Origin of the sequence: Mycolicibacter arupensis, from assembly GCF_002086515.1 — a bacterium.
Classification (GTDB): domain Bacteria; phylum Actinomycetota; class Actinomycetes; order Mycobacteriales; family Mycobacteriaceae; genus Mycobacterium; species Mycobacterium arupense.
Window position 1 is genome coordinate 15320 of the sequence record NZ_MVHH01000025.1, and the last position, 13693, is coordinate 29012.

1 protein-coding gene is annotated in these 13693 nt (G+C 70.5%); it reads left to right on the forward strand.

The window, feature by feature from the left end; all coding sequences use genetic code 11:
- Positions 1 to 211: 211 nt before the first annotated feature.
- The gene (locus BST15_RS23080) at positions 212 to 13192 is read left to right on the forward strand and encodes a hypothetical protein (RefSeq protein WP_165757124.1); all 12981 of its coding nucleotides are present in this window, start codon (positions 212 to 214) and stop codon (positions 13190 to 13192) included.
- The last annotated feature ends 501 nt before the right edge of the window (positions 13193 to 13693 follow it).

The window sequence follows — 13693 nt, forward strand, 5'->3', positions numbered from 1 at the left end:
GATCAGCATCAAGGCATCGAATTTAGCATATCTAACTACAAGCGGAGGTTACTAGCATATCCGACCGTAATAGTGGGTCACAAGCCTCAAGTCGAGTTTGAAAGTCTCCGAAAGTGTATGCGAGTTGACGAGTCGAGAATCGGTGTTAGCCTAATTTTTTGATCAGGATTGCTGTGCTGCCGTTGTGTCCTAGTTAAGGGGGGGAGACGCCATGTCTCGTCATGCTCGAAGTGGTTTCCGGGGGCCTCGCGGCCGTGTGTTTGGTGCCGGGACCGCGGTCAGTGCCTTCCTGACGTTCGGCCTGGGGCCGCTGGCGCCCGTGCCGGCAGCGCACGCGGACATCGAGGATGTGCTGGTCGACCTGTTCGGTCAAAATCTCAGCGACGCCTTCGCCGGCCTGGGGGCCGACTGGGGTAATCAGGCCGACTGGGCGGTGGTCCTGGATGCAGACAGTTGGTCGCCCTTCTTCGACAACCTCGCCAGCCAGGCCACCTGGGATGCGATCCTGGCCGATCTGAGCCTGAGTGGCATCGGCGCGGCGGACTTCGATCTGCCGGGCTCGGCGGCGTTCAACCTGTTCGACTACAACCTGTTCATGCCGTTCGGCAACGGCGCGGACGGCACTGTCGACCACCCGGACGGCTATGCCGGCGGGTGGATCTACGGAACCGGTGGTGCGGGGTGGGACGCCGACGGCACCGGCGCCAGCGATGACGGCGGTGCGGGTGGCCAGGGCGGCCTCTTCGGTGGTGACGGCGGCGCCGGTGGTGACGGTTTCGGTGAGGGTGACGGCGGTGCCGGTGGCAGCGCCGGATGGTTCGCCGCGTTCAGCCACGCCGGTGCCGGCGGTGCCGGCGGTCTCGATGGTGGCGCTGGTGGTGCCGGTGGCGACGGCGCTGTCCTCGCCTGGATCAGTGACGCCGGGGTCGGTGGTGCCGGTGGTAGCGGTGGTGGTGCCGGCGGCAAGGGCGGCAACGTCGGATGGTTCTCCTGGTTCAGCAAGGCCGGCGCGGGTGGTGACGGTGGTAGCGGCGGGGGCGCCGGCGGCAAGGGCGGCAGCGTCGGCGACCTGTCCTGGTTCAGTGACGCCGGCGACGGTGGTGACGGCAATGGCGGTAACGGTGGCGACGGCGGCAGCGTCGGCTGGAACTCCTGGTTCAGCAACGGCGGCGACGGTGGTGACGGCTTCAACGGTGGGGACGGTGGCAACGGCAGCCTGCTCGCCTGGTTCAACAGCAGCGGCGGGGACGGTGGCGACGGCATCGGCGGTAAGGGTGGCGACGGCGGAAGCGTCGGCTGGTTCAACACTTTCAGCAGCGGCGGCGCCGGTGGTAACGGCCAGACCGGCGGCAACGGTGGCGACGGCAGCCTCTTCGGGTGGTGGAGCAACGGTGGTGCCGGCGGTGACGGAACCGACGGCGGCAACGGCGGCGACGGTGGCAGCGCCGGATGGTTCTCGTGGTTCAGCGACGGTGGCGCCGGCGGTAAGGGTGGTACCGCCGTCGCCCTGGGTGACGCCGGTGGCAATGGTGGCGCTGGTGGTGACGCCGCGTTGTGGGGTCTGTTCAGTGCGGCCGGTGCTGGTGGTGCTGGCGGTGATGGCTTCACGGGTGCGGCGGGTGCGGCGGGCAGCTTCGCCAATGGTGGCGACGGCAACGGTGGTGTCGGCGGTAATGGTGGCAATGGTGGTAACGGTGGTACGGGCGGTCGGGGCTCGTATCTGTTCGGGGCCGGCGGTCAAGGTGGTGCGGCCGGTGATGGCGGTAAGGGTGGTGCCGGAGGTGCCGGCGCCGACGGTGCTGATGGCGCGGTAGCCGGTGCCGATGGCACCAATGGTGGTAATGGCGGTGTCGGCGGTAATGGCGGCGCGGCCGGCCAGGCCGGCGCCGGTGGTCAGGGTGGCTGGCTCAGGGGCGAGGCCGCCTCGGGTGCGGCCGGTTCGTCGGACTCGGGTGGTCTGGGCGGTAACGGTGGCCGCGGTGGCGACGGCCAGGACGGCGTCGGCGGTGAGGCGGGGACCGCGTCGAACCCCGATGGTGGGGCTGGTCAGGCCGGTGGGCATGGTGGTAACGCGGGTCTGGCCGGTGCCGGTGGTGTGGGCGGCAACGGTCAGCAGGCCGGTAGTGGTACGGCGGGTGCGGCCGGTAAGGGCGGCAGTGGTGGTACTGGTGGGGCCGGCTATGACGCGGCGTCGGACGGGACCGCTCTGGCTGGTACCGCCGGCGGTAATGGTGGTGTCGGTGGTGATGCGGGCCTGGGTGGTTTGGAGGCCAACGGCATCACGCATGGCGTTTCGGGTGCTGCTGGTGTTGGTGGTGCTGGTGGTGACGGTCGTGACGGTGCGGCCGGGGCGGCGGGCACGGCGCTTGATCCCACCGGCAAGGCCGGTAGTGCCGGTGGTGCTGGGGGTAACGGTGGCCTGGGCGGTCTGGAGGCCAACGGCTTTACCCATGCTGCGGCCGGTGTTGGTGGTGATGGTGGTGCCGGCGGTAAGGGCGGTGCCGGATTTGACGCGTTGGCTGCCGGTGCTGCGGCGGGTACTTCGGGTGGCAATGGTGGTGCCGGTGGTGCCGGTGGCACCGGGGGCACGGGTTCGGTTGCGGGCACTCACGGCACCGGTGGTGTGGGTGGTCAGGGTGGTTCGGGTACCGCTGGCGCCGATGGTGGGGCTGGTACCGATGGTGATGCGTCCAACCCTGATGGTGGCGCGGGTGGCAATGGCGGCACCGGTGGTAATGCCGGTGTCGGTGGTGCTGGTGGTGACTCGGGTAACGGCAACCATGCCGCCAGTGGCGCTAGCGGTGTGGCCGGTAAGGGCGGCAGTGGTGGTGTCGGTGGTGCCGGGTATGACGCCGCCTCCGACCTCGCCGCGTCCGCGGGTGCCGCGGGCGGTAACGGTGGTGCCGGCGGTAACGCCGGCCTGGGCGGTTTGCAGGCCGACGGCACGACGCGCGCGGCGGCGGGCAACGCCGCTGTCGGCGGTAACGGTGGTGACGGGAAGGACGGCACCGACGGTGTCAACGGCACGCAGAGTAGCCCGGACGGCACGGCGGGCCAGGCCGGTGGCGCCGGTGGTAACGGCGGCCAGGGCGGCCTGAAGGCCGACAACACCCGGGCCGCCGACGGCGACGGTGGTAACGGTGGTGCCGGTGGTAAGGGTGGCACCGGCTACGCCGGTTTGGCTGGGACCAACCCGGGCCAGGCTGGCGAGAGCGGCGGTAACGGTGGCGCCGGTGGTGCCGGTGGAGTCGGTGGTACCGGGACCAATGCCGGCACACACGGTGTCGGCGGCGTGGGCGGCGACGGTGGATCCGGTGGTGCGGGCGCTCAGGGCGCCGACGGCAATAACGGCACCGCGTCCCATGTGGATGGTACGGCGGGGCAGGCCGGTGGGGCCGGTGGTAACGCCGGTAAGGGTGGTGCCGGTGGTGACAGCGGTAACGGAACCACGGTGGCCGATGGCAATGACGGTACGGCGGGCGTCGGCGGTAAGGGTGGTGCCGGCGGCCAGGGCTACAACGGTGTCGACGGCTCTACCGGGCACGTCGACGGCACCAACGGTGGCGCGGGCGGCGCCGGTGGTGCCGGTGGCCTCGGTGGTCTGCAGACCGATGGGTCTCGGGCCCTGCAGGGCAACGGCGGCAATGGTGGTGCCGGCGGTAAGGGCGGCAGTGGCCTGTCCGGTGTTGCCGGAGCTACCGCGGGTGCCAGTGGCACCAATGGTGGTGCCGGTGGCAATGGTGGCACCGGTGGTGTCGGCGGTGCGGGCACCGTCAGTGGTGTGGCCGGCGCCGGTGGCGTCGGCGGTAACGGCGGTAACGGTGGCGCGGGTGCGGCCGGCGCGGCCGGTGTTGACGGAAACGCCTCGCACGTTGACGGCACCGCCGGTGGTAATGGTGGTGCCGGTGGTAATGCCGGCAAGGCCGGTAGTGGTGGCCTCAGTGGTGCTGGGGTTCAGGCCAGTGGCGGCACTGATGGCACCGCGGGCGTGGGTGGTGCCGGTGGTCAGGGTGGTAAGGGATTTGACGGCACCAACTCCAGCAGTGCGGCGGCTTCTGGGGGCAATGGCGGCGCCGGCGGCGCCGGCGGTAACGGTGGCCAGGGGGGCCTGAAGGCTGATGGTGTCACGCGGGTCGCTGATGGTGTCGGCGGCAATGGTGGCGCCGGTGGTGGCGGTGGTGCCGGTTACACCGGCCAGGCGGGTGCTGACGCAACGGTGGCCGGTGCTGCCGGTGGTGTCGGTGAGTCGGGCACCAATGGTGGTAACGGTGGCGCCGGTGGCGCTGGTGGTACGGGTTCGGTGGCGGGTACGCAGGGCGTCGGCGGTAAGGGCGGTGCCGGTGGCTCAGGTGGCGCCGGTGGCAAGGGTGCGACCGGTGCTGATGGAAACGCGTCGCATGTCGACGGTTACGACGGTGGTGCCGGTGGTGCCGGTGGCAACGCCGGTCAAGGCGGTCTCGGTGGTGCGGGCCTGGGTGGTACGGCCGCTGGTGGGACGAATGGCACGGCTGGTGTGGGTGGCGCCGGTGCTGCCGGTGGTACGGGCTTCGCTGGTGCTGACTCGCACACCGCCGGTCAGGCCGGCGGCAACGGTGGTGCCGGTGGTGCCGGTGGTAACGGCGGCCAGGGCGGTCTGAACATCGGTGGCAGCTATGCCGCGCAGGGCAATGGTGGTGCTGGTGGTGCCGGTGGTAAGGGTGGCGCCGGGTTTGACGCGGTTGCTGAGGGTGCGGGTGCTGGTGTGTCGGGCACTAATGGTGGTGCTGGTGGTGATGGTGGTGCCGGTGGTAGTGGCACCGTGGCCGGTAGCCATGGTGTCGGTGGTGTCGGTGGTGCCGGTGGTTCGGGTACCGACGGCGCCAACGGTGGTGTGGGTACGACGGGCACGGCGGAGGATCGCACCGGTGGTGCCGGTGGCAATGGTGGCGATGGTGGTAACGCCGGTGCTGGTGGCGCTGGTGGTTCCTCCGGTGGTGGTAACTACGCTACCGGTGGGTCGAACGGTTCGGCCGGTACGGGTGGCTCCGGTGGTGCCGGTGGTACCGGGTATGACGCGGCTGGTGATGCGGGTGCTGCGGCGGGGACCTCGGGTGGCAATGGTGGTGTCGGTGGTAACGCCGGCAAGGGTGGTCTTGAAGTCGGTGGCGGCCATGCGGCCGACGGCACCGCCGGTATCGGTGGCGACGGTGGCGACGGTAAAGACGGGGCGAACGGAACCGACTCGCACACCGCGGGTGTGGACGGCACGGCCGGTCAGGCCGGTGGTGCTGGGGGTAACGGCGGCCAGGGCGGTCTGAACATCGGTGGCAGCCATGCCGCGCAGGGCAATGGTGGTGCTGGTGGTGCCGGTGGTAAGGGTGGCGCCGGGTTTGACGCGGTTGCTGAGGGTGCGGGTGCTGGTGTGTCGGGCACCAATGGTGGTGCTGGTGGTGATGGTGGTGCCGGTGGTAGTGGCACCGTGGCCGGTAGCCATGGTGTCGGTGGTGTCGGTGGTGCCGGTGGTTCGGGTACCGACGGCGCCAACGGTGGTGTGGGTACGACGGGCACGGCGGAGGATCGCACCGGTGGTGCCGGTGGCAATGGTGGCGATGGTGGTAACGCCGGTGCTGGTGGCGCTGGTGGTTCCTCCGGTGGTGGTAACTACGCTACCGGTGGGTCGAACGGTTCGGCCGGTACGGGTGGCTCCGGTGGTGCCGGTGGTACCGGGTATGACGCGGCTGGTGATGCGGGTGCTGCGGCGGGGACCTCGGGTGGCAATGGTGGTGTCGGTGGTAACGCCGGCAAGGGTGGTTTTGAAGTCGGTGGCGGCCATGCGGCCGACGGCACCGCCGGTATCGGTGGCGACGGTGGCGACGGTAAAGACGGGGCGACGGGTACGGCCGGTGATGGCGGCGACGTCGATGGCGGCGTCGGTCAGGTTGGCGGCAACGGCGGCAACGGCGGCCTGGGCGGCCTGAACACCGACGGCAGTCTGGCCGCGCAAGGTGATGGCGGCAAGGGTGGCAACGGCGGCGACGGCGGTCAGGGCTATGACGGCCTGACCGGAATCGCCGGCAGCCCCGACGGTGGCAATGGCGGCGTCGGTGGTGTCGGCGGTGTCGGCGGCAATGGTGGTGCCGGCTCGGTCGGTGGTGCCGCCGGTAGCGGCGGCAAGGGTGGTGCCGGCGGCGGCGGTGGTGACGGTTTCAGCGCGATTGTCGGAGACACCACCGGTGGTGACGGCGGCAACGCCGGTGCCGGTGGCGTCGGTGGTGGCGGTGGCGTCGGTGGCACCTCCAGTGGCGGCGGCGCCGACGGTGCCGGTGGCAATGGTGGTAGTGGCGGTAACGCCGGTACGGCCGGTAACGGTGGCGCCGGTGCTGGTGGTGGCGGCAGCAACACCGCGGGCTCTGGTGGTAAGGGCGGCAATGGCGCTGACGGTGGCGCCGGCGGGATCGCCGGTGCCGGCGGTACTGACGGCGTAACCGGCACTGGTAGTGCTGGTGGCAATGGTGGTGCTGGTGGCGATGCTTCGGGCTTTGCCGCTGATGGTGTGACCGCCCAGAACGGTGGTGCTGGTGGTGCCGGCGGCAACGCGGGCACCGACGGTGTTGGTGGTGCTGGTGGTCGTGGTGGTAACGGCGCCACGGGTGCTGATGGTGCAGTGGCTGGGGATGCTCAGGCCGGGAACAGCGGTGGTGTCGGCGGTAACGGTGGTGTCGGTGGTGTCGGTGGCACCGGCAAGGGGACCGGTAACGGTGGCGCTGGTGGTGTCGGTGGTAACGGTGGCGATGGTGGTGCCGGCAGTGCCGGTAACTCGGGTCCTGATGGTGCCGGCCGCGACGGTGGCGACGGCGGCGATGGTGGTTACAGCGGTGCCGGTGGTCGCGGTGGCGATGCCCTGGGTTCTGGTGATGGTGGCCGTGGTGGTGATTCGGGTAACGGCGGTAACGGCGGTAACGCCGGTGCGGGCTCGAGTGCCACGAATGCCAGTGGTGATGGCGGCAATGGTGGTACCGGTGGGTCCGGTGGGGACGCGCTGGGTGCCGGTGTGAGTCCTCCGCTCACGGCCGGTGCGGCCGGTGCCGGCGGTAAGGCGTGGGGTACCGGTGCCGGTGGTGCCGGTGGTGATGGTGGCGATGCCGGACACAGTGGCAACGGTGGCAATGGTGGCGACGGCACCGGCACCGGTAACGGTGGCAATGGTGGCGATGCCGGGGGCTCCGCGCATCTGGGTGGCGGCATGGGTGGCCGTGGTGGTGACTCAGTGGCCGGTGATGGTGGTGCCGGTGGTAACGGTGGCAACGGTGGGGACACCGGGTCGGTGGCCGGTACCGGTGGTGCCGGTGGCGCTGATGGCGGCAACGGCGGCAACGGCGGTTGGGGCAGCATCGCCGGTTGGGGCGGTACCGGTGGTGTCGGCGGTGATGCGTTGGGTGCCACGGGCAATGGTGGTGCCGGCGGTGCCGGCGGCAATGGTGGTAACGCGTTGGCCGTCGGTGGTGCCGGTGGTAGTGCGCAGACCGCGGGTGCCGGTGGCAACGGTGGTGACGGCGGCTGGGGCGGTATCGGTCGTGAGGGTGCTGCCGGTGGCAATGCGGCCGGCAGTGGCTCTGGTGGCACCGGCGGCAAGGGCGGCAACGGTGGCACCAACACCGATGGCGGCCAGGGCGGCAACGGTGGTGCGGGTACGGCCACCCAGAACGCCGGTAAGGGTGGCGCCGGTGGTGACGGTGCCGGTGGCACGCCGGTCTGGTGGGCTCCGGGAACTTACGAGTACGGCCAGGGCGGCAATGGTGGCGCCGGGGGTAGCTCGGTCAGCGGTGCCGCTGGTGGTAGCGGTGATGGTGGCCAGGGTGCCAGCGGTAGTAACGGCGGTAACGGCGGCAATGGTGGTACCGGTTACACCGCGACGCCCGGCAGTGGCCAGTCCGGCACTGACGGCGGTAACGCCGGTGCCGGTGGTGCCGGTGGCGTGGGTGCTTTCGGTGGCAGCAGTGCGACCGGTACCGCCGGCAGTGGCGGTAACGGTGGTGTCGGCGGTAACGCCGGCACGGCCGGTACCGGTGGTGACGGCGCCGGTGGTGGCGGCACCAACACCGCGGGCTCTGGTGGCAAGGGCGGCAACGGCGCTAACGGTGGTGCCGCGGGCAGTGCCGGTGCGGCCGGGGCTGGCACGGGAGGCAGCAACGGTGCCGTCGGCACCGATGGTGCCGGTAGTGCTGGTGGCAATGGTGGTGCTGGTGGTGATGGTTCGGGTCTGGCTGTTGATGGTGTGACGGGTCAGGCTGGTGGTGCTGGTGGTGTCGGCGGTAACGCGGGTACTGGTGGCGTGGGTGCTGCTGGTGGTGCGGGTGGTCGCGGTGGTAATGGCGCCACGGGTGCTGATGGTGCAGTGGCTGGGGATGCTCAGGCCGGGAACACCGGTGGCCAGGGTGGTGCTGGTGGCGTCGGTGGTGCCGGCGGCTCGGGGACCGGTGTCGGTAACGGTGGCGCTGGTGGTTCTGGTGGTAATGGTGGCGATGGTGGTGCCGGTAGTGCCGGTAACTCGGGTCCTGATGGTGCCGGCCGCGATGGTGGTGACGGCGGTGACGGCGGCACTTCCGGTGGCGGTGGCCGTGGTGGTGACGCTCTGGGTTCTGGTGATGGTGGCCGTGGTGGTGATTCCGGTAACGGCGGTAACGGCGGTAATGCCGGTGCGGGCTCGTCGGCCACGAATGCCAGTGGTGATGGCGGTAACGGTGGTACCGGTGGCTCTGGTGGGGATGCCCTGTTCGGCGCTGGCCCGAACTCGGGTTCAGCCGGTGCTGGTGGTAAGGCGTTCGGGACCGGGACCGGTGGTGCCGGTGGTGATGGTGGCGATGCCGGACACAGTGGCAACGGTGGCAACGGTGGCGACGGCACCGGTGCGGGCAACGGTGGTAACGGTGGCGATGCCGGGGGCACCGCGCACTTGGGTGGCGGTGTGGGTGGCCGTGGTGGTGACTCGGTGGCCGGTGATGGTGGTGCCGGTGGTCACGGCGGCAACGGTGGGGACACCGGGTCGGTGGCCGGTACCGGTGGTGCTGGTGGCGTTGATGGCGGTAACGGCGGTAACGGTGGCTGGGGTGGCCTCGGTGGTTGGGGCGGCACCGGTGGTGTTGGGGGTAATGCGTTGGGGGCCACGGGCAATGGTGGTGCTGGTGGTGCCGGCGGCAACGGCGGTAACGCGTTGGCTGTCGGTGGTGCCGGCGGTCAGGGTGGCCTGAGCGGTAACGGTGGCAATGGTGGTGACGGCGGCTGGGGCGGTGTGGGCCGTGATGGTGCTGCCGGTGGTAACGCGGCCGGCAGCGGCACTGGTGGTGCCGGTGGTGCCGGTGGCGCCGGTGGGGCCAACTCCGATGCCGGTAACGGTGGTGCCGGTGGTGACGGTGTCAATGGTCAGGCGGCCGGTAACGGTGGCAATGGTGGGGCCGGTGGCGGTGGTTATGGCACGTTCGTGGCCCCGTTCCAGTTCGGGCAGGGCGGCAATGGTGGTGCCGGTGGTTCCTCGGCGACCGGTACTGGTGGTGCCGGGGGCAATGGTGGCGCCGGTTCCAGCGGTAGCAATGGTGGTCTGGCCGGTGCTGGCGGTCAGGGCGTCGATGGCGGCAGCGACGGTGGTAACGGCGGCAACGGTGGTGATGGCGGCAACGGTGCCCACGGCGGTAACGGTGGTAACGGTGGTAACGGTGTCACCTTGGGGGCCAACGGTTCCGGTGGTGATGGTGGTAACGGCGGCAACGCCGGACTGCCCGCTGATGGTGGTGACGGCGCCAACGGCGATGCCACTCATCCCGATGGTGGCAACGGTGGTAACGGCGGCAGTGTCGGTGCTGCGGGTATCGGCGATGCCGGTGGCAATGCGGGCACCGGCGGAGCGGCCGGCACCGGCACCCACGGGACTGACGGTGTAGCCGGCACCGCCCCGACATCCGTGGCCGGTAACGGCGGTAACGGCGGTGGCGGCTACAACGCACTGCTGGACCCGAGTGCGGCGGCGGGTGCTGATGGTGGCAACGGTGGCAATGGTGGTGCTGGTGGTGATCACGGTTCGGGTGGCCGTGGTGGTGATGGTGGTAACGGTGTGGCGGGCCAGGCTGGTGTCAATGGCACCAACCCGGGTGATTCCGGTACCGATGGCGGTGATGGTGGTAGTGGCGGCAGTGGTGGCGCTGGTGGTGCCAGTGGCACCGTGGCCGGTAACGCCGGTTCCGGTGGTAATGCTGGTAGCGGTGCCAATGGTGGTGCTGGTGGTGCCGGTGTCACCGGTGCCGATGGTCAGTCGGGAGACAACCAGGGCGTCGGTCAGGACGGTGGTAAGGGCGGTGACGGTGGTGCTGGCGGCCAGGGTGGTTCCGGTGGTGCGGCGGGTGCGCTGCTCAACGGTTCTGGCAATGCGGGCAGTCAGGGCAACGGCGGTAACGGTGGTGACGGTGGTGATGCCGGCACTCCCGGCGACGGTGGTAACGGTGCCGTCGGGGTGGCTGGTGTGGTCGGTTCGGGCGGGGCGCTGGGTGCCGGTGGCGATGGCGGCAAGGGTGGTGATGTCGGTGCAGCCGGTGTTAAGGGCGTTGGTGGCAGTGGCCTGACCCCTGGTGGTGATGGTGCTGACGGTCAGTCCCCGAGCGGTGTGATGGGTAACGGCGGTAACGGCGGTAACGGCTACAACGCACTGCTGGACCCGAGTGCGGCGGCGGGTGCTGATGGTGGCAACGGTGGCAATGGTGGTGCTGGTGGTGATCACGGTTCGGGTGGCCGTGGTGGTGATGGTGGTAACGGTGTGGCGGGCCAGGCTGGTGTCAATGGCACCAACCCGGGTGATTCCGGTACCGATGGCGGTGATGGTGGTAGTGGCGGCAGTGGTGGCGCTGGTGGTGCCAGTGGCACCGTGGCCGGTAACGCCGGTTCCGGTGGTAATGCTGGTAGCGGTGCCAATGGTGGTGCTGGTGGTGCCGGTGTCACCGGTGCCGATGGTCAGTCGGGAGACAACCAGGGCGTCGGTCAGGACGGTGGTAAGGGCGGTGACGGTGGTGCTGGCGGCCAGGGTGGTTCCGGTGGTGCGGCGGGTGCGCTGCTCAACGGTTCTGGCAATGCGGGCAGTCAGGGCAACGGCGGTAACGGTGGTGACGGTGGTGATGCCGGCACTCCCGGCGACGGTGGTAACGGTGCCGTCGGGGTGGCTGGTGTGGTCGGTTCGGGCGGGGCGCTGGGTGCCGGTGGCGATGGCGGCAAGGGTGGTGATGTCGGTGCAGCCGGTGTTAAGGGCGTTGGTGGCAGTGGCCTGACCCCTGGTGGTGATGGTGCTGACGGTCAGTCCCCGAGCGGTGTGATGGGTAACGGCGGCAATGGCGGTGCCGGCTATGACGCGGCGTCGGATCTGAGTGCGGCACCGGGCGCCAGTGGCGGTAACGGTGGCGCGGGCGGGGCCGGCGGCAACGCGGGCAACGGCGGCAACGGCGGCGATGGAGGCAACGGGTCGGCTGGGTCTGACGGCGGCTCCGGCGCGGGTGGGTCCTCGGGCGTCAACGGCGGCAAGGGTGGCGACGGCACTGCCGGCGGCAACGGCGGCACCGGTGGGGCAGGTGGCAACGGTGGCCTGCTGAGCGCCAACACCGCGGGCAACGGTGGCCACGGCGGCAATGCCGGTGCGGGCGGCAACGGCGGGACCGGCGGTGCCGGTTACAACGGCACCAACGCCGGTGAGAACGGCACCCGCGGCGGTGACGGTGGCAACGGTGCCAATGCCGGGCAGGCCGGTGCGGGCGGGGACGCCGGTACCGCGCAGGGTGGGGCCGTGGTCGGCGTCAACGGCACCGGCGGCAATGGCGCGGCCGGCGGCAGTGCCGGCACCCCGGGTGACGGCGGTAAGGGTGCTGACGGCAACGCCACCACCACCAAGGGTGGCGACGGCGGCGCCGGCGGCAACCCCGGTGCGGTCGGTCTCGGCTCGCTCGGCGGCGACGCCGGTACCACAGCTGGCGGCGGCGGTAGCGCCGGCAGCGACGGCGCTAACGGCGGCTTGCCGACCGGGGCCCACGGCAACGGAGGCAACGGCGGCAACGGCTACGACGCAGCCAAGGACCCGGGCGCGGCACCGGGCGCCAACGGCGGCAAGGGTGGCAAGGGCGGCGACGGCGGAGCGATCGGCAACGGCGGAAAGGGCGGTGCCGGCGGTGACGGTGCTACCGGCAGCACCGGTAACCCGGCGCCTGCCGGTCAGGCACCGGACGGTACGAGCTACCCGTGGAGCGGCAGCACAGGCATCAACACGACCGCGAATGTCCAGGGCTCGTCCGGCGGCGCCGGCACCACCGCCGCCGTGGCGGGTCAGCAGGGTGGCGACGGCGGCAGCGGCCAGAAGACCGATCTCGGTAACGGTACAAACAACAACAAGGCGTGGGGCGGCGACGGCGGCAAGGGCGGCGACGGCGGCATCGGCGCGAACGGCGGCGAGGGCGGCCACGGCGGCGGCGCCACCAAGGGAGCCGGCGGTGCTGGCGGTGGCAACAGCACCGGCGGCAACGGCGGCGGTGGCGGCAAGGGCGGCCACGGACAGAACGGCGGGCAGGGCGGCGCCGGCGGAGAAGGCGGTGCTGGCGGTGCCGGCGGCTCGATCTCCGGCGTCAGCGGCGACGGCGGTGCCGGCGGTAAGGGCGCCAATGGCGGTGCCGGCGCCACCGGTGGTGAGGGCGGCGACGGTGGTGACGGCGGCGCAGCCCGGATCGCCACCGCTGGGTTCAGCAACCAGTCGATCATCGGCGGCAATGGCGGTGCCGGCGGCACCGGCGGTGTCGGCGGCAGCGGCGGCGCCGGTGGCGTGGGTGGTGCCGGTGGTGCTGCCGGTGCGGTTGGTGGTAGCGGCCTGGCCGGCACCGCCGGTGAGGGCGGCGACGGCGGCAACGGCGGGGCTGCCGGCAAGGGCGGTGCCGGCGGTGACGGGGGCGACGGTGGGAACGCGAGTTACAACACCGCCGCCGGTGCGGTTCGAACCCCGGGCACGGGTGGCGCCGCCGGCAGCGGCGGTACTGCAGGCACGGTCGGTTCCGGTGGTTCCGGCGGCGCCGGCGGCCAGAACGCCGACGGCTCCTACGCCACATCCGGCGACACCGGCGGTGCGGGTGCGGCGGCATCCGTAGGTACCGCCGGCGGCAAGGGCGCTAACGGCACCACAGCCAACAACGCCGTTCCGTGATCGAATTCGCCGGGCACCGGACCGGTTCGGTACCGGATGCTCGGGACGACTGTCCCGGCGGCACCAGCGGCGATGCGCCCACTGGCCGGCGGCTATACAGACGTCGAGCTGACCGGAACCTGCGCACGGTTCGGGACCATCACTAGCGGCGCGAACAACCCGTAAAGGGTAGCGACGGTGCGCTACTGGTCGCCCTCTCCACGCATCACGGCCCGGTCCTTTGACCGGGCCGTGATTGCGTTGCGGTATGCGGACGGCCGCGCTCCCGGCGCGTCTGCTCTGGCAAACAACTCGTAGGCACTTTTACCTAACCTGAGGGAGATATAAGTGGTGTCTGTCAGCTGTGAATATGACTACAACCGTTAACTAATGCCTTCTCCGTTTTTGATAGCTGCTGTTCAGGACGCTGAAGACAAACGTTGTCATGATCGCTCAGGTTCTTCACAAAAGTAGGGGTTGACTAAGAATGTGCCGCTGTTAACCTAGCCCACCATCAGATTT

Excerpts from the sequence above, each read along its gene's own strand:
- BST15_RS23080 (WP_165757124.1), top strand. The coding sequence starts at position 212 with ATGTCTCGTCATGCTCGAAGTGGTTTCCGGGGGCCTCGCGGCCGTGTG.